18 protein-coding genes are annotated in these 18,534 nt (G+C 47.8%); 4 read left to right on the top strand and 14 right to left on the bottom strand.

Annotated features, from left to right (window positions below):
• Positions 1–82 precede the first annotated feature (82 nt).
• A complete protein-coding gene (locus C1I60_RS10835) occupies positions 83–985 on the top strand; it encodes a DMT family transporter (RefSeq protein WP_137061729.1) in 903 nt (300 codons plus the stop codon).
• A gap of 84 nt (positions 986–1,069) precedes the next feature.
• Here C1I60_RS10835 and C1I60_RS10830 read toward each other — a convergent pair whose 3' ends face one another.
• Together C1I60_RS10830 and C1I60_RS10825 are read right to left on the bottom strand one after the other, a co-directional pair.
• Positions 1,070–1,273: an aspartyl-phosphate phosphatase Spo0E family protein gene (locus tag C1I60_RS10830; protein WP_137061728.1), complete on the bottom strand. Its 204-nt coding sequence runs from the start codon at positions 1,271–1,273 to the stop codon at positions 1,070–1,072.
• 131 nt (positions 1,274–1,404) lie between these two features.
• A complete protein-coding gene (locus C1I60_RS10825) occupies positions 1,405–2,637 on the bottom strand; it encodes an MFS transporter (RefSeq protein WP_137061727.1) in 1,233 nt (410 codons plus the stop codon).
• A 131-nt stretch (positions 2,638–2,768) separates the two neighbouring features.
• On the opposite strand from C1I60_RS10825, the gene C1I60_RS10820 reads away from it, so the two are divergent.
• Positions 2,769–3,026, top strand: a complete 258-nt coding sequence (locus C1I60_RS10820; RefSeq protein WP_137061726.1) for a YqkE family protein — start codon at positions 2,769–2,771, stop codon at positions 3,024–3,026.
• A gap of 44 nt (positions 3,027–3,070) precedes the next feature.
• Here the strand turns inward: C1I60_RS10820 and C1I60_RS24460 are convergent, their stop codons facing one another.
• A complete protein-coding gene (locus tag C1I60_RS24460) occupies positions 3,071–3,241 on the bottom strand; it encodes a hypothetical protein (protein ID WP_170970780.1) in 171 nt (56 codons plus the stop codon).
• Between the two features lie 116 nt (positions 3,242–3,357).
• Here C1I60_RS24460 and C1I60_RS10815 point away from each other — a divergent pair, with 116 nt between their 5' ends.
• Positions 3,358–4,035: a peptidylprolyl isomerase gene (locus tag C1I60_RS10815; protein ID WP_137061725.1), complete on the top strand. Its 678-nt coding sequence runs from the start codon at positions 3,358–3,360 to the stop codon at positions 4,033–4,035.
• Positions 4,036–4,208: 173 nt separating this feature from the next.
• On the opposite strand, the gene C1I60_RS10810 is transcribed toward C1I60_RS10815, so the two are convergent.
• The 3 genes from C1I60_RS10810 to C1I60_RS10800 all read right to left on the bottom strand — a co-directional run bounded on the left by C1I60_RS10810 (position 4,209) and on the right by C1I60_RS10800 (position 7,451).
• On the bottom strand, positions 4,209–4,880 hold the full coding sequence (locus tag C1I60_RS10810; protein WP_137061724.1) for an MgtC/SapB family protein: 672 nt from the start codon (positions 4,878–4,880) through the stop codon (positions 4,209–4,211).
• 125 nt (positions 4,881–5,005) lie between these two features.
• The gene (locus C1I60_RS10805) at positions 5,006–6,439 is read right to left on the bottom strand and encodes an N-acyl-D-glucosamine 2-epimerase (RefSeq protein ID WP_137061723.1); all 1,434 of its coding nucleotides are present in this window, start codon (positions 6,437–6,439) and stop codon (positions 5,006–5,008) included.
• 241 nt (positions 6,440–6,680) lie between these two features.
• Positions 6,681–7,451: a YwaF family protein gene (locus C1I60_RS10800; RefSeq protein WP_137061722.1), complete on the bottom strand. Its 771-nt coding sequence runs from the start codon at positions 7,449–7,451 to the stop codon at positions 6,681–6,683.
• A gap of 89 nt (positions 7,452–7,540) precedes the next feature.
• Between C1I60_RS10800 and C1I60_RS10795 the strand changes: the two genes are divergently transcribed.
• Positions 7,541–7,753, top strand: coding sequence for a hypothetical protein (locus C1I60_RS10795; protein ID WP_025686491.1), 213 nt, complete (start codon positions 7,541–7,543; stop codon positions 7,751–7,753).
• Between the two features lie 79 nt (positions 7,754–7,832).
• On the opposite strand, the gene C1I60_RS10790 is transcribed toward C1I60_RS10795, so the two are convergent.
• The 8 genes from C1I60_RS10790 to C1I60_RS10755 form a co-directional block, all read right to left on the bottom strand.
• Complete coding sequence (locus tag C1I60_RS10790; RefSeq protein WP_137061721.1) at positions 7,833–9,104, bottom strand: methyl-accepting chemotaxis protein; 1,272 nt, start codon at positions 9,102–9,104, stop codon at positions 7,833–7,835.
• 260 nt (positions 9,105–9,364) lie between these two features.
• On the bottom strand, positions 9,365–10,708 hold the full coding sequence (locus C1I60_RS10785; RefSeq protein ID WP_137062240.1) for a hemolysin family protein: 1,344 nt from the start codon (positions 10,706–10,708) through the stop codon (positions 9,365–9,367).
• A 138-nt stretch (positions 10,709–10,846) separates the two neighbouring features.
• Complete coding sequence (locus C1I60_RS10780) at positions 10,847–11,506, bottom strand: SGNH/GDSL hydrolase family protein (protein WP_137061720.1); 660 nt, start codon at positions 11,504–11,506, stop codon at positions 10,847–10,849.
• A gap of 159 nt (positions 11,507–11,665) precedes the next feature.
• Positions 11,666–12,469 (bottom strand): phosphotransferase family protein, encoded by an 804-nt coding sequence (locus tag C1I60_RS10775; RefSeq protein WP_137061719.1) that lies wholly within the window; start codon positions 12,467–12,469, stop codon positions 11,666–11,668.
• A gap of 45 nt (positions 12,470–12,514) precedes the next feature.
• Complete coding sequence (locus C1I60_RS10770) at positions 12,515–13,435, bottom strand: PD-(D/E)XK nuclease family protein (RefSeq protein WP_137061718.1); 921 nt, start codon at positions 13,433–13,435, stop codon at positions 12,515–12,517.
• A 165-nt stretch (positions 13,436–13,600) separates the two neighbouring features.
• Positions 13,601–14,896, bottom strand: coding sequence for a galactokinase (locus tag C1I60_RS10765; RefSeq protein ID WP_137061717.1), 1,296 nt, complete (start codon positions 14,894–14,896; stop codon positions 13,601–13,603).
• A 298-nt stretch (positions 14,897–15,194) separates the two neighbouring features.
• Positions 15,195–16,718, bottom strand: a complete 1,524-nt coding sequence (locus C1I60_RS10760; RefSeq protein WP_137061716.1) for a copper amine oxidase N-terminal domain-containing protein — start codon at positions 16,716–16,718, stop codon at positions 15,195–15,197.
• 102 nt (positions 16,719–16,820) lie between these two features.
• Positions 16,821–18,485, bottom strand: a complete 1,665-nt coding sequence (locus C1I60_RS10755; protein ID WP_137061715.1) for a PucR family transcriptional regulator — start codon at positions 18,483–18,485, stop codon at positions 16,821–16,823.
• Between the last annotated feature and the right edge of the window lie 49 nt (positions 18,486–18,534).

Below are 18,534 nucleotides of genomic sequence, written 5' to 3'. Positions count from 1 at the left end.
TTTATTAGTAGTCACTAAAGTAGCTACTCAAGTAACTACTCATATTTCATTTGATATGAGATCATATCAGGGAGGATTTCACTTGAACAAAGTCATAGCTATCAACAGCAACAGCAACCGTATCTATTACAGTGCTACCATTCTGGCCCTGCTGATTTGGAGCACATCGTTTATTGCCACAAAAGCGGCGTATACTACGTTCCCCCCTCTTACGTTGGGACTAACCAGATTTATGATAGCCTCTGTTGTCTTAGGGATTGTTTTGCTTATAAGAAAGGAATTTGTCAAAATTAAGCCAAAGGATTTAGCGATTATTGCATTTAGCGGTGTTTTGGGAATCACTCTTTATTTTTCAATGGAGAATATAGGAGTAAGCCTGACTACAGCTTCCAACGCAGCATTGATTGTCGCCTCCTATCCAGCGATCACATCGTTGCTTGAACTCATGATATATAAAGTGAAGCTGTCCAAATATAAAATTATCGGCATTGCACTGGCTATGATCGGGGTATATTTTTTGACCTCGGTAGGCGGAAGCTCGAATGGAAAGAATGAACTGATCGGAAATTTAATATTGATTGGAACTGGTTTTGCGTGGGCATTTTATACTTTCATGACGCGCAAGGTTGTGGACAAATACCCGCCCGTGACTTTATCTTTTTATCAAACTGTAGCAGGCAGTATCTTCTTTATACCTCTGGCACTCATTGAAAAAGATAGCTGGCAAGCTCCGACAACGGGATCGTTTATGCTGTTAGTATATCTGGGCGTATTCTGTTCCGTTATCGCATTTTTGCTTTACAATTACGGATTAATCAAGCTATCACCAAGCAGTTCCGTTTCATTAATGAACTTGGTACCTATATTCGGGGTATTATTCTCTGTTCTATTGTTGCAGGAAACCATTTCGTGGCGACAAATTATTGGCGGCCTGGTCGTTATCCTAGGTGTCCTACTCAGTGCACAGCAACCAAGCAGCAAATAGAACGGGGAAGTATTATTATGTATCCTGGTGCTACAATAAAAGGGCGAGTGACCTTATCATGTTTCTCGCCCGGGTCAGTTGCATTCATGCAGTCGGCTTTTTTTCTTTTACCTCAGGATTTTGCAAAATCCTCACATAAAAAAGGCGGTTATATTGATTAATGAGCTTGTCCAGAATCATAGATTGTCTAAGCACGCTGGCGTGACTGAAGCCATGTTTTGCTTGCAAAATATACAGCTTTTGTCGAGCTCTCTCCAACCGTTGTCGCAAAATGTCGTCCCTTATCATTATATAACCCTCCTTGTCGTATCCTTAGTTTAGAGGGTTATGAATAAGTTTACTAAAAGTAAAGGTTTGGGATAATTATCTATTTTGAAACAAAACTTGTTATGCACATCGAACAGTTGTCTATACTCCATCTATCCGGCAGGACGAACATCCCGATCCGTTGCGTTATTTGGGGCAGAGGCGTGGAAAACTCCCCTTCCCTTCACCCATAGCAGCAACGCCGCAACCAGCAGCATTCCACCGTTTAACACAAAGATCCAGCGGATCGGCATCCAGCTACCGAGCAAGCCGCCAATGAGCGGCCCTGCCATCATCGCCAGTTGTGTCGCCGACTGATTCAAGCTAAAGGCTCGCCCGCGAAACTCCGGTTTGGTGACCTCAACAGTCATTGCATTGATAGCCGGGACGACGGAAGCATAAAACAATCCGTACCCAAATCGCAGCGCACCAAAGCCGATAAAATTCGATACATAATATTGCAAAATATTGCCCACTCCCGAGCCAATCAGCCCGATCAGCAGTACTTGTGCAAATCCAATCCGTCCACCAATCCGCCCCCATCGGGGAGCCATTAACACCGCTGCAATGCCTACGGCAGAGAATACAATTCCAGAGCTTAAAGAGGCTCGACTACGATCAATTCCCATTTCCAGAACATATACCGTAATCAATGGCTCCAAGATCATGACGGAAAAGGTACTCAATCCAGCCAGTATAAGCAGAAAGTACAAAGGCCGATTAGCAATGGCCTCCTTGATATCATCACGGACATGCGAGCGTGTACGGGTTCCTTTGAAGTTGTCCTCTCTAGCGGCAAAGGTCGCAATTAGCGCCGAGACCAGCACAAGTCCCGCAGAGAATAAAAAGGCATTCCGGTTGCCGTAATAATGACTTACCACGCCGCCAATCAACGGACCTATGATACTTCCCGTCGCCCCGGAGGTTGCCATAATGCCGAGTGCATAACCCGTTTTATCCTCAGGCGAGCCCGTTCCGACCAATGCGATGGCAGCAGGAATAAACCCGGAGAGCAGGCCCTGAAACAGCCGTACCCCTACGAACACATACGGATCAGTCACAAAGGCACATATCAAATACAATACCGCCAGACTAAAGCCTGAACGAATCAGCATCGGCTTCCGTCCGTACTTATCTGCGAGCGAACCCCAAAACGGGGCAATCAGCGCACTCGCTAAAAAGGTAACCCCAAAGGCGATCCCCGCCCACAGCTCCAGATGATCGGTCACACCCATTTCCGTATTCAGAAAAATAGGTAAAAACGGAATGGAAACGGAATAGGCCATGCTGCAAAAAAACACACCGATCCACAAAACGACCAGGTTTCGCTTCCAATATAGATGCATGATGCTACACGTCCCTTCTCCTTATTCCATTATTAACCTCTAAATTAGAAAAGTCCACAGCAAACCTCACTCTTCAGCCGTGGAACAACCATGCAGAAGCTGATATAATCGAATGGAATGGAGTTGATGACATGGCTAAAAAAAGAAATTCGTCTTCCCCCACTCCTGCGGCTCAGGACAAACCTGCAACGTTAAAGGATCTGTTGAGTCAGGACGTGCTGAATAAGCTCAAGGCTCAGGCCAATGAAGCCCAGGCAGAGCAGGATAAACGTAAGGAAGACGAACGGCAGCGTGCCCTCGAAGCAAAAAAAGCAGAACAGAAGAAGCTGGACAACAACTTCGAGCATCTGCTGAATAACAGCAATCTGGACTGGCACAAATATAAATAAGCCAAAACCATCCCGGTTTTGGCCTATCTCCACGCTTGATTATATTATAGCCAGTCACGGATGTGTTGTACCGAATATAGCACCCCTACCCAAACCGGCAGACTGAACGCCATACCCCATATGAGACCTTTAGCCAGCTTTTTGTCTACCTCCACCATGATTCTGCCCCTTTCCTTGGGAATAGCAGCAGTATGGGCCAAGAATACGGAATTCAAACCCGTATTTCCTTATCCCCACAAAAAAAGGTATGATAGAAAATGGAAAAGTGCTCTGCGCTGCCCCAAACTATAATTTAGAATTTTACACATCTAACCCTTCAGGAGGAATACAAATGATCCGAAAAAAGATACGTCCCTGGTATATGCTATGCCTGCTGGCCACTATGCTCGTGCTGGTTGCTGGATGTGGCACAAAAGCGACTGATGTAGAAGCCGCAAGCCGGACAAGCAGTACAACCCCTGCCGCGACTAAAGACAAAAGCAAACCTGTTTCCCATCCTGTCGTCACGATTGTCATGAACGACGGTAAAAAGATTAAACTTGAGCTGTACCCGGAAGTAGCACCGAATACCGTTAACAATTTCATTTCCCTGGTGCAAAAGGGCGCTTACAACGGTACGATCTTCCATCGTGTCATCCCCGGCTTCATGATTCAGGGTGGCGATCCGCAGGGTAACGGTACAGGCGGCCCCGGCTACAGCATCAAAGGCGAGTTCAAGAGCAACGGTGTCAACAATACGCTCAAGCACACGCGCGGCGTACTATCCATGGCCCGCTCAGCGGATCTAGATTCAGCCGGATCGCAATTTTTCATCATGGTTGCCGATGCGGATTACCTTGACGGTCAATACGCTGCTTTCGGCAAGGTAACGTCTGGATTGGATGTCGTAGATGCCATCGTGAACTCCAAGCGTGACAGCAATGATAAACCCATCAAGCCAGCTACGATGAAAAAAGTAACTGTGGACACGCTGGGTAAGAAATACCCTGCTCCAATCAAAGTGAAGTAAGATCATATCGACCCTGTGCGTATGCATAGGGTCGTTTTATGTGTTCTACAAAAGATGCTTATCGTGTTCCATTATAACGTTTATTTGGCTGCTGCCTCTGTGATGTAGTAAGAGTATATACACTAAAGGAAGCGTTTTCAATCATTATTTTTAGCTTTTTCACGGTTAGCCGTTTAATTGGATTTGGTCTCTACCGAACGAATACCCTCCATCTCTTGAAGCAGCGACAACAGCTCCTCCGTCCCCTCTGACCGGGACAGCTTTAAAACCATATGAATAATCAACTGCTCGCCGTTATTGATGCGCTCGGCGTGAAAGCTGTGAATAGTCAGCTTCTTGTGCTCCAGCAGTTCTTTAATCCGATTCAGTACGCCCGGCTCATTTTCGACCTGGATAATCACTTGCCGCGTAGACGGAGTAGCAAGCTGATAAAAACGGCTATGGAGCAAAGACTGTGCTGCCAAAATAAAAAGGGTTACCCCTGCGCCAAGCCCGTACATACCAGCACCCACAGCAATACCAATCCCGGCGGTAGTCCAAATACCTGCGGCAGTGGTCAGACCTTTGATTCTATTTTTTTGTGTGAAAATCATCCCTGCGCCGATAAATCCGACGCCGCTAATGACCTGTGCCGCTATTCTGGAAGGGTCCAGCGACAGGTTCGACCAAGCTGTTTGATCCTGAAAACCGTATTTGGATACTACCATCATGAGCGACGCGCCGATACCGACAATGAAATGCGTGCGAATGCCCGCCTCCTTCATCCGACTTTTGCGTTCATAGCCGATTAACGCGCCGCACAAGCCAGCGAACATAACGCGAATCAAATAATCCCAATCCCACATACTCTTGTTCACTCCACTACATTTTATTTCTTGAACATATGTTATTACTCTATAGATATATTATTCAAAAATGCTGCGGCAAATGAGCGGGTTTTATACAACTGTTACTTGTTATTACCCAAATTTTAAAGAACTTGCACTTCATGCTCCGGCAGATTGCGGTGTGCCTTCCTTCCCTTGAGCAGCCATAGCTCCGGTGTATCCTGTACCCCTTCAAGTCTCAGGCTGAACGCCCTCGGCGGCAAATTACATATACGTAGCAGTAGATGGTTACCGTCTGCCGCTGCATCCACAAGCTCTAATGGCCTCAATGAATCGTTCCCGCCTGTGCGAATCAGATCACCCGTTGCACCAGTCGAACTCTCCCGGCTCCAGACACGCAGCTCATTCACAGACGGCGCGGCAATCCGCTTGCTAAAAGAAACGACTACCTCATCTGCGGTCGATCTTTCCGCACGGAGCGGGATGGGCGGCTCATCGTACATATAGCCGCCCAGATGGTATTCATAGGCGGTCCAGGCGTCATAACCGCCCTCCAGGGCGGTAGCCCCGAACTGCCGAGTCCATTCGCGGTCCCGAACCATACTCGCGAGTGAACCAATATCCGCCTGCACCCCGAGGGGCAGATTCGGATAAGCGGCGCGTACCGCCTGCGCTATGCGGGCGTAGCCGCCAATATAATGCGGCGGCAGGCGGCGGCGCATCCAGTCCGGCCAATGGGTCTGGAGCACATGCATATCCGGGGCTACGCACCCGATCATCGCTACCGCGTCCAGACCCTGCCATTCCCGTAGCTGGCCGGGGACATCGCCGCGTCCGTTCACGGCCAGCGACCACGTCGCCACGCAGATGTCCGGCCGGACATCACGCACGCCGCCTGCGCCGTTCACCAGCTCGCCGATCAGCGCGTTCACGGCGTCCACGCGCAGATCGACCCACTGAGCGTACAGCTCGGGGACCTTCCGGTAGTAATTCCGCGTATGCTTGTCGCGGAAATCCGGAATGTCCTCGCCGCTGCGCTCCCGGAAGGCCCGCCGGGCATGCGGCCCAATATCCCCGTACACACCACTGCGCAGCCCGTTCCATTCGGGGAAATAAGGCTCCGCCACCTCAAACCCGTCAAACGGAATGTCGGTGACCAGCCGGGCAGCGGCTTTCTTTTTCCACTCTACATATTCCTGCGCAAAATGCGAAAGCCGCTGAAACCCGTCATTCGGTTCGCGCAGCAGTTCCATGCGCCATCCCTTCCACTCTGGCGGCAGCTGTGACACTCCGAAGGAGCCATTGCCAAGCACCATCGCCCATACCGCGATTCCCCTGCGTTGAAAGGCGGCAACGAGCGCCCCATCTACTTCATTTTCACGCACAACAAAATAATGAACGGTCCGGTAGCCTGCAAGGGCGATTTCATCGGCCATACTGTCCCGCGAACGGTTCGTATAGTAGGGAAATAACGGATCTATTTGAATACTGGGGCCGCTCAACGCCCACGGCTTTATTTTTCCGGTCAGTGCTATAGATTCTGTTGGTTGTATCCCGTCATTTCTGTTATAGCTCAATTGAATCCACCTCCGTTACCCGTCTTCTTCGCTATATGCTCCTGCTGGTTCGCCTATGTTACCATACTTCGCAAATTCCGTGAAATGCAGACTTACAGACAGAAATGCAGCACATACTGTTTCACCATCATCAATCAGAGGTATTGGAATAACGAGTCAGGATAGCTTATGTGCGGATGAGGAGGAAATCACTGGCCCCTCAACGCAGTGTTTTCTCCGTGCTATGATCTTCCCCAAGATGTTAAGCTCTGTGCACAGCTCCTTTGCGAAAGCGGGCATACAGCCTGCCTCCAGGCAGCACCTCGAACAGCAACATCATAAGAGAAAAGAATAACAGTGCAATGACCTCTTCTGCCAGAATATACAGCGGATACGGTCCCAAAACATCCAATATCGACGGTGTTGACGGCTTTCCGGCAAGAAACATATAGTTTGCTCCGAGTACATCATCTACGGGCCAAACGATCAGCGCCAAGCCATTGAGGAAAAGCATCGCTCCCCCAACGCCCTTCCACGTCGGCTTCAGCCCTTCGATCCATGTCATGTACAAGGCAGCCCATATAATAGCACTATGAGCCACAAAAAAATGAATAAAACGATAGTGCGGAAAAGCGTATGCCAAATTAGGCGTGAGTACCGCTTGAAGCGCTCCTCCAATTCCGGCAAAAAGTATGATCGGATACAGCCAGCGACTGCGGAAAATCAACATCACAATCGATAGCAGCAGCGTCACACTGCACAGCTCCAGCGGCAATGACGTCTCAGCATTCCAAATGTGCTGGGTCACATACCAAATATTCAGAGTTACCTCTGACAGAATGAGTATGGTAACCAGGAGCCAGCGAATCCCCTCACTTAACAGCTTATGCGACTGAATCAGGCCCCGAGTCAGCCAAAGCAGTAAAGCACATAAAATAAGCCCTAGTACAGCCAGCACATGTGAGGAAGTAAAAGCCTCGAATCCTTCCGGCGCAGTGGCATCGAACCAGGACCATGACCACGGCTTGTCCATAGAAAGCCCCCTTCTATCCTTTTTCTCTTTCTTGCTTGTTCGATACCTCACCTTTATGATATAAGATATCATATTCAAAGGAGACCCTCATGCCCATTAATCGCCGTTTGATCACAGATCAGGACTTCACCGAGGCGTTGGAACGACATCTTCGTGTCCGCATTTTTCAGGATGACCAGTTGATTGGTTCGGGCGGAGTCATTATCCGTTTTGACGATCAAACCATCGTCGTGCAATCCAGTGTCAGTGATCTGGCCTACCATCCCAGAAAACAATGTGAGTTTTTTGAAATTAAAAAATAACCGTTACACACCGGAGAACCATTTTGCTTCGTTTTCCGGTGTGTAACGGCTATATTTGCTTTTTCTGACACGTCACGTTCTACAGCTGCATTCCACGAGTTTTCATCATGAGCTTGTTCGTAAGCACTTTCAAATCCTCGGAAGAAGACGAAATTTCCTGCATAATAGCCGTTTCCTCATGAGCGGCTGTATAAATCTTGTGTGCACCTTCCGAGAATGCCCCTGACATTTGCTGAATACGATTGATCTGCTCAAAGGTTTGATCTACCCGATTCGTCTGCTCCGTTACAGCTTCTTCCATTAAGCGAATACCTTCGACAAATTCACGCACAATCGAGTTCAAACGACTCAACGTCTGATCCACCGAGCTTGTCCGTTCCGCCTCAGCGCTGACCAGTGATGTTTGCTGGTGCATTAATTGTACCGTTTCCACAATTTGCGACTGCACACGGCTAACGATGGCATTGATTTGCTGCACCGATTCTGTGCTTTGTGAAGCCAACGCGCGAATCTGGTGAGCGACTACGGCAAACCCGTTACCTTCTTCTCCGGCACGTGCGGCTTCAATGGAGGCGTTCAGCGCCAGCAAATGAGTTTGTTCTGCGATATCCTTGACAGTGCTTGTAATCGCTTCAATTTGTGAAGCTTCCTTTTCCAGTCGTGCAATGACCTGCTGCGAACGGCCATGAGAAGCAGTCAGCTCCCCCATTCCCTCCATCAGGGATGAAAATACCGTCTGAGTCGAATCGACCGAATGCTCCATATGGCCTGACAGCTCCAGCATATGGCCCGACTTGCTGCGCATCATTTTAAAATCACCCAGCATTCGATCCGCTGTTTCAATAGATTGGACAGACGCATCCCTTTGCTGCTCTACGCCTTCCAAAATATCCTCCACCACCGAAGTCATGGACTCAATCTGTGTGGTAGCCTGTACAATAGCCGAACTAAGGTTTTCCGCGTTTTGCGAAGTCGCTCTTGAGCTGTACGATATCTCGTTAAACATATCCTTGATGTTTAGCATCATACGCCGGAATGCATCATAAAGCACCTTGATTTCATCATCTGAACGACGCTCAGGAATGACTACGGACAGATTCCCTGCCGAGGCTTCCTCTGCCGCCTTTGCCAGTCTAACAATCGGACGAGTGAGGAGTTTAGAGATCAACCACCCCAAAATGCCACTCCACAGAACACCCAATAGCAAAATGATTGAGATATACAGCCATTCCTGCGTGCCTTGAGCAAGCCAGTCCTTGAGTGCAAAAATAAAAAAAGCACTTGTTCCATAGGTTATTGCAGAAATAGCGACAAATGCAGCAACCATTTTCGTACCTAGTGACATTTTCATGTAATGTAGCCCACCCCAAAAAACTCGAATTTGATTCCATTTTACCATATAATTACTACAATTCTAGTGGTATTTTTCACAGACAACCTTTTTTATGAGCATAAAGATAGAGAGACTTTAGACCCTCCACCTTAACAGCCAAAATAACATGCACCGAGCATCAACGGGCATCAAAAAAATGGACGAACCGCGCTGCTGCTTGCTTTACTGGCCATTCGTCACAAATTAAACCATTGATTTGCAGGGGTTCAATCATTCCATCATTCGGAATTATTGTCATTTTCCTGTTCACCAGCTATTTTTTTGGCCGCTTCAATTGTGTCTATTTGGTGACTGTTTTTTTCCAGTACGGTAAACTCCCATGAGCCTATGGTCATACTCTCTCCCTGTCGGATATCAAAATGCTCTGAAAGCATCCAGCCGCCAATCGTATATACGTCTCTGGCCTCGATATCCGTCTCCAAACGCCGATTGACTTCATGAATGAGCGCTTGCGATTTGAGTATGTAACGATGATCGTCTGTTTTTGTAATGAGAGGGGTTAGCGCCGCAGGGGTCTCGGTGTCGGTATAGGAAGGAATGTCCCCTACAATCTCCTCCATAATATCCTCCAGCGTGACCAACCCGGATGTACCGCCATACTCGTCCACCAGAACCGCTACGGGAATACGCCGCTTTTGCATCTGAATCAGCAGGTCCCGGGCCTGAATGGTTTCAATCACCTGAAGCACTGGATGAATATAGGAGGCCATCGTGGTATTCCCTGTGCTGTGGCCTCGGGCCAAATCATGCAGCGCTTCCTTCACGCGGATCATCCCGATGATACGATCCCGATCCCCGTTTTCGGCTACAGGCAGAAAATTATAGATCTTGTCTTCGATCAGCTCCATAAACTCTGCCACCGTTGCCAGATGAGAAATAGAGCGGATGTGAATACGCGGTACCATAATCTCTTGCGCCGCACGGTCGTCAAAATCAAATACATTGTTCAAATAGCGGTATTCTGTCGGTGTAATTTCACCACTGCGATATCCCTCGGATAATGCCAAACGCAGCTCTGCCTCACTGAGAGCCGCATCTTCCTCGGAAACCTTTTTCAGCCCGAACAATCCCGTAATGACACGCGAGGAACGACTGAGTACCCAGTTCAGCGGATACGTCATTTTATAGAAGATCGTAATGGGACGGGCAAAAAACAAGGCCATCGGCTCCGCAATCTGTATGGCGAATGTTTTGGGCACCAGCTCCCCGATAACCACCTCGAAATACGTCAAAATCAGAAAAGCCAGCAAAAAGGATAATACTCCCGTGAGTCCGGCCGGAATATGCGCCAGCACAAATAGCGGATGCAGCAGCTTTTCAACGGTAGACTCCCCGAGCCAGCCTAACGCCATCGAGGTTAACGTGGTCCCTAGCTGACAAGCAGATAAATACTCATCCAGTCGGGACAAAATATTTTTGACAGCTTTGGCATTTTTATTCCCTTCGGATGCAAGCTGATTGATACGGGATACCCGCACGCGAATAATGGAATACTCGGATGCAACGAAAAACGCAGTTAACGCAATCAGTAAAATGACCAGTATGATATTCACAGTTTCCACAGCCCTCTCTTGCCTCGCCATACTAAGCAAGAAGCTCCCTTATGACGTTCATTTTTGGATGGACAGTTCCTATAAGTCATTATGTCCATAATCGTGTATTACCCAAAAATGACAAGGAGTAGACTATGGTTGACCAAGTTAGCGAATCGCCAGCGGACTCTTTTGCACGATACCTATCCATTGATCAGCTATCAACTGGTGCCCAACCGCTGTGGGATGAACCCCGTCATGCAGCCAATAGGAGGCGTCCGCCTTGGTAGCTGCCTCGTTCAGCACGCTTTGGAGCGGCACAAATACAGCCCCAAATTCGTCCGCAAGCTGACGCGTAAGCTGCTGATAACCTGTTATTTTTTCCTGCCAAATGTCCCATCGTGCCTCCGTAGCTCCCGTTTTCAAAATAAATGGCTCACACAGCACCAGCCCAATATCGGGCAGCACTTCACGCGTTTCCTCCAAAACATGGCGATAGGCTCGTTCAAATCGGTCCGTCACCCCGGACGGCTCCTGCTCCACGATCCGCCAGGCATCGTTCACGCCGATCAGAATACTGAGCAGATCCGGCTTGAGGCTAAACGTATCCTCATTCCAGCGCGCATACAAATCCGAAACCCGATCCCCCGAAATCCCACGATTCACAAATTCTGGCTGCGTAGCAGTCAATCGACTCCCCAGTTTACCTGCGATCAGATACACATAGCTCTGGCCCAGCCAATGGTTCGCGTCCTCATTCCGTCCTCTTCCTCCATCTGTTATGGAATCCCCCTGAAAAAGAATACGTGTGCGGCCTGTACTCGTCATCTTCCTTATATCCTCCTTCTAAATTTCCAATAATACCCTTATCATACCTTGTATTCTCCAAATAAGAAAGCGGTTTCAAAACTTGGGAGAATTATAGATTTGCCATACACGTTTAGGCTGGCTTGTCGTAATGATACGGGCTAGATTGTATAGGCGTACCTACATGTTTTGGAGCCGATGATTAATCAGATGCAGCAGCCACTCTTGCTCACCAGGAATCCCCTCTTGTAACCTGGCAGCCGCTACAGGTAATATCCAGCTATTCATGCTATCAGCTTTTATATTGGAGCTTCTGCAATATTCATTCAGGTAAGCTCTGTTTAGTGTTCTTTTAAATAGACACAATAAAGGCTCCATCGTTCTTGGTGTCCCTGGTGGATTAAACGGAGAAAGCAACATTAACGAGGTTCTTGCTACATCGCACATCGGGTCTCCTATACTTGCGTTTGTCCAATCAATTGCGATTGATTGATGATTCGTCATTAAGATATTGTCGGGGTGAAAATCACCATGACAAACCCAATTACCAGTTGGTAAAGTGTCCATAAATTCACAAATCAGCTTTGTTTTCTCTCCCAATAATTCTTTGGAGTCATTTATTGCTTGCTCCAATCTGTCTTTTTGGCGAGGAAGCTTGGTCGTTGAACAGCGATGAATGCTCCAATGAAGCCAAGCCATTTCTCTTGCATATCTCAAAATTCTATACGGAGAGCTTTGTATCATAGCAAGCATAGATACTCCCGGAATTCGTTCGTAAAGCAGTCCATGTCGCCCCCCTTCTTCCAACATCTCGTAGACACTTGGCGCAGGTACCCCGGCTTCCTTTACGGCTGCGCTAATCTCGGCTTCAAATCGTACCCATTCAGGTTGATAGTTATCGTAATAGAGCTTTAAAACCTGCTGATCGCCCCATTCATAAACCTCAGCACTCATGCCTTTTCCTATCATGTCGCCTTTGTTCAATGTGATCCCTCCATCCGCATTGGTTGCACCTGTCACAATCCCATCCTATACCGCGCGGTACTTGCACACCTCCCGAAAATTACAGCCTCCACACGCTCTGCGGGATGGCATCGGCGTGAAGAAGGACTCGGGTTTCGGCCGATTATAATAATCGTCATCGAGACAGGACTTCATTTCCTCGATATATCGCCCGACATTGGCAACCACCTTGTCGATATCCTCCTGCGTGGGATGATACACTTCATGCTCTCCGGTCATCAAATACTCCACGCGCACCTCGATCTTCTCCAAGGGAAGCTGGTAATGCTCCTGCACATAGGAAGCATACAAAAATAACTGGTCGGAGAAGTCGCCTTCCTTGCCTGTCTTCCAGTCTACGATAACCATGTCTCCATTACCTCTGCGGTAGAGCAAATCCATTTTGACATAGACCTTCGTCTCATGAAGCAGCATCGTATCCCACTTCTCCACCTCGACAATTCGGGCCTCACCCTGCTGCAACTCACGCCAAACGGCAGTACGGTACAAATTGTGTACCACCACATGCTGTCGCTCCTTAATGCGGGCAATGCGTTCCGCCAGCACTTCGTCATCATAATAAATTTCAGCGAGCATGATGCGATTTTTGGGGTCTTGCTGCCATAGCTCACGTTGTTGCAGCGATTCCTTGTAGCTGTCATTCAGCATGTTCTTCATCGCTGTCTCCAAGTACGCCGGACGTGGAACAGCGCCTTTTTCCATCCAACCACGTATGACCGATTCACACATTTGATGCGTAATATTCCCAAATAAAATATATAAGTTGCTCAGCTGCTTGAGCCGATACAACGCAACCTGCTCTTCACTGCCCTGTGCAAGGTTCCAGCCGTTATGCGAGCCGTAATAATGATAATAATATTTGCGTAGGCATTCATCGAACGTTTGGGCCCTCGATTGCGAATAGGACCAGGACGGGTACATAGCCATGAATAGGCCCTCCTTCGTTAGAACTTCCATGTTCTATTATATCGTAAGCCTGGACTGCATCGTTCAAAAAGAACGAAGACTTTAACCCAGAGGTTAAAGCCTTCAACGGTCTAGTATATTCAATTCACAATAACTCCTGAGATCCGTCCAACTCTGGCTTCATTTTCAATCCTTCGTTGCCGCATGAATCAAATCACTTACATTAACGGCACCCTGCTCACGGACGTTGACAACAAGTACCGGAGTTCCCAGCATTCCGCCGATCCACGTCTTATAATCATCAACTCGATCATTGGGAAGGATCGTTAAGATGACTCCAGCAAAGCCACCACCATGTACCCTGCATGCGCTGTTATCTATGGATTGCAAATACATTTCCGTTAATGCAAGCGCAACAGATACGTCCTGTTCCCGGTCAATCCCACTTCTATATACGTTTTGAAGCCATTTCCATGAAGAATTACCGGATTCGTTGACTAGCTTCAAGAATTCAGAAAAACGTCCCTCCTCCAGCGATTTCACCTGTTCATCCACACGTCTATTTTCTTCAAAAAAATGCAACGCACGCAGCACTGCACGATCTCCTGCTTTTTCCCTGACCATTTTGAGGTTGGCATACAGATCCCCCGGCGATAAGTCACGGCAAACAGAAGCACCTAAGGACTGAGCCACTGCACGCATTTCGTTGGGCACCGCCGCGTAATCCTCCGTTAAATCAGCATGATTTCCGCCTGTATTAACGATAACCAGGGAATATCCATTCTGTTGAAAATCCCAGTGGACTGGATTGATGATCGGTTCCTCGGGGTTTTCAAAATCAATGGCAACCAGCCCCCCATATGCGCAAGCCATTTGGTCAAGCAGACCCGACGGCTTGTTCCAGTAGCCATTTTCGGCATACTGGCCGATTTTGGATTTGGCGACAGCATCCAACGCTCCCTCATTATAAAAATGACTGATGATCGTACATATCAACATTTCAAATGAAGCAGAAGAGCTTAATCCTGAAGCAGAGAACACATTGCTTGATATATAAGCTTGGAATCCTCCGATGCGATATCCGAATTCGAGCAAACCAGCCGCAATGCCGCGAACCAGAAGCATCGTACCATCATCCTCCGGTTGTGGTGACAAGTCATTTAAATCAATGACGTATTTCGTTTTGTAGCCTTCGGAAAAGAACGTAATTACAGGCTCCTCCACTTTAGCAGCTACAGCAATGGTATCAAGTGTAATACTGCCTGCCAGCACCTTCCCGTGATTGTGGTCTGTATGATTCCCTCCAATTTCGCATCTACCCGGAGCACTAAACCATTCAATATCCCCGACGCCGAAGTGCTCCCGGTACGCCTGTAGAAGTGATTGATATCGCATCGTTTGCTCTGCAACCTGCTGTTGGCCGTACATTCGAGCAAGTACAATTTGTCCCTCGCTAGAATTCAGCAATTCCATATCTTTCATCGTTATATCCCCCTATTGTAGGTTATTTCCACCGTGATTGCCTGGCCGCAAATATATATTTGGCGCAACAACAATATAATTATCTCAATTTTCCCTGTGCAATAATAGGGTACTATTTTAATCTATAATCGCTTATTTAAATCGTTTCTGTGAGAATGCTTCCTTGTTTTAAGATAGATTAGATTCGTAAGGATATGCAAAAAAAGAACCGACCCTTGAACGGGCCGGTTCCTGTGTCTATACCTACATATTCCATGCACCAGCGGTGCAGTTGGACACAGATATGTGGAATGTCTTTTTAGTCGCGTTTCAACACATACTCACCATTACTGTTACGGGTTACTGTAGCACCCAATGCTTCGGCAACCGATTTGAAAGGAACATACAGCGTACCATATTCATCCGTATATGGTGCTTGTGGCAGCGTTAATGTGCTTCCTTCCAGTACAGCCTGTTTGGAGCCGCTTTTCAGCTTGATGGTCTTACCTGTAATATCATCCACAACTGTAATTTGCTTGGCAGATGCATCCCATTTTAATTCGGAACCCAGTTCGTACGTCAATTCACGCAGCGGGATGAAGGCGGTACCTCCACGATTCACCAGTACATAGTAATCGTCTTTCGGATCGAAAGTAGTTTCTACCTTTGTAATTTCCAAATCATTTTTTAAAATATTGTAGATCGGAGAGTTCGCTTCAAAATTTCGAAGCGTTGCTCCTGGTGTTAATTCAGCCTGTTTATTCAGGTCGATTACACCATTGGAGATATCTACCTTGTCGGCTGTTACACTACCGTTTACGTTCCAGGATTGAACTTCCGTAACAATCGAGAAGGACTTCACTGGAATACTATCTACTTCTGGCAAAGCAACCGTCAGGTCTGCTACTGATTTGCGAACATTTCCTTTTTCATCAAAATACATATCGGTTTTCAGAACCGTATTGGAACTCAGAACCGTTTTAATTTCAGGAGACTGTGCATATAAAGTGCTTACGCCTACATCATATTGAGCAACGGCCAGATCCAAATACTTTTTAACCTCGGTATAAGCCTCATTGACCAGTTTTTCCTTGTTCGTGTTCAGTTGGCTTGTGACTTGATCAGTACCATCAATATTCATGCTGGAAGCGATATTTTTAGTAAAATCAATCGCTTGCCCGATCAGTTCTTTCAAGCCTGCCTCGTCCTTGGCCAGATTGGTCAGGAATGGTTTTACCAATGCAACCAGCTCATCGCCACGAAGTTCCGCATGCAAGCGGGTCAGCTTCACTTTGTCCTTCTCACCATAAACTTCTTCGGTTACAGACGTTGCAGAGATCGTCGAAGGGTTAGGAGCATGCTTGAGTACAAGTGCTGCGGCAGTTTTCGTCAGATCTCTTACATCTTTGGAATATACATAAGGATCAAATCCGGCAGGCAGACTGCTCAAGCTCCCCTGCGAGTTCAAAGATATGTAATAAGGTTTTTTGGCACCTTCCAGTTGAATAGCCATACCTTGGCGGTCCAAAGCAAGTTCAAACGGCAAATTATACTTGTCGATGTGCAATGTACCCTTGGCGGAAGCGAGTTCCTCCGATTGTACCTTGGCCTCATCCACTGTTACGGAAATGGAATTGATTAAATCAACAATTTCCTGGTCTCCTTGCGTAATGCCTGCTTTTGGAGTCAATTTAAGAGATATCTTCTCCGTTGACTGCTGGGATTTCACATCAAGTGTGCCCAAAAGATTTTTACTTACATCAAATCCGCCTACTGCCTGGCAACCCGTCAAAGCTACCATTAGCAGAATAAGAGGGACGGCAATCCATTTTTTTATATTCATATTAATCCCCTTTCAAAGATATTTCCGTTATCTCTTCTATTATCTCAGTGTTGACACGCATTGTAAATGAGTAGTTTGGAAAATAGAAGTAGTCATTTAGGATCATTTTTCGGCCTGTAGCATCCGGTGAGCCAGCAGTGCCATCTCCAAACAACGACGTTTATCCGGGTCTGCCATATTCCCTCCTATGATCTCGTTAATTTTGTCCAGCCGATTGTAGAGCGTCTGCCTGTGTATGTACAGGATTCCAGCAGTGTCGCGCTTGGAGCCATGGCATCGAAAATAAGCATCCAGCGTATCCAGAAGCTGCATATGGTGCTCACGGTCATGCACAATCAGCCCGCCCAAATGATCCTGTACAAACTCTTGTAAGAAGGGAGTGCGGGGTACGGCTTTCAACAATTGATAGATTCCGATACTGTCGTAAAAAAGCCGATCTATCATGGCCGGAACGCTTCGCGCCACTTCAATAACCTGGTAAGCCTCCTCGAAACTGCGACCTGCCCCGGTCATCCGGTATCTTACTTTGCCGAAACCTGCATGAATGCGCACCTTGTCAAGCTGCCCGGCGGCATAATTCTGAATATATTGCACGGTATGGGCAAGCACTTTCTTCATTTGCGCTGCGGAACGCAGGGTCAATTCCTCCTTGGCGCAAAGAATGTAGTACTGGTTCCCCTTCATCATGAGCAGGTTGTGCAGCGTCTCCTTTTTCAGCAAAGAACGGAGCAGTACCAAAATATCCTGGTTAATGGACTCCTTGCGCACCTGACTGGCTTCCTTATCCTGATGCTCCACCTCAATAATCCCGGCCCAAAATAAATACTGTCCCTTGGACAGCAGACGTAGCCCCATCCGGGTCTGAGCCTGTTCCTCGCTGGGAAGCTGTCCGTCCAGCACATCCTGAATCAGTTCATTCTGGTTGCGTAGCAAGCGGTCTTCTAGGAACTGGGTTCTCAGCACCAGCGTAGCTGCTGCCTTGGCTGTGTAATCCAGCAGCAGCGACAGTTCTTCCGTCGGCGTTTCGCCATGCAACACCATACCTACAGCGGAAAACACCTGCCCGAAGCAGACAACCGGCTGAAACAAGACGGCGGTGGATTCATTGAGATGGAATAACAAGTGACCCTCCCGGTCAGACGTCATGCTGGATTCCACCTCATTGGCATAAAAATTCGCAATGCGGTCAGCCACATCAGGCTGGATGGAAGGTACGAACCGATGGGTATCAATGGAAGACATGTAGATGACCTGCCGGGCAGCATAATCATGAAGTACCCGTAAAAGAGCGCTCATATCCGTGCTGCGCAGCGTCTCCTGCTGAAGCTGGCGCGAGAAGCGCTCCAGATCTTTCAGTAGTTCGTGGTGGCGGTTAATAAGCAGGGAGTGAATATCTTGCGTGATCTCAACAAAGCGTACCGGCTGTTCAAATACGATGACCGGAAAATGATGCCGTTCCGCCAGCTCCAGGATTTCCGGCGGAATCTCATGGATGCTCGTACCCAGTTCCACGCACAGTCCTGAGGCTTCGGAACGGATTAGCTGCTTCATATACTCAGCGCGTTCCTCCTCTTCCCGGGTCAGCCATAGCCCCGTCGTCAAAATCAGGTCATGGCGACTCACAAAGGGGGTTACATTTGTGATTTCCAGCACATGGACCCAGCCGACCCGGTGACTCGTGCCCTGCTCCCCGGCTGCCAGCTTGGCCCGTCGGAATACGGGACGTTCCAGCACATCTGCAATGGTAAAGGTTTTTTTACCGTTCATCGGTATTCTCCTTATGTATATGCCTTATGTCATTTTATATGACACTTAT

The sequence above is a fragment of the Paenibacillus terrae genome (assembly GCF_005217525.1).
Lineage (GTDB): Bacteria > Bacillota > Bacilli > Paenibacillales > Paenibacillaceae > Paenibacillus > Paenibacillus terrae_C.
Note: the sequence above shows the minus strand (reverse complement) of the source record. Positions and strands in the feature narration are given on the sequence as shown.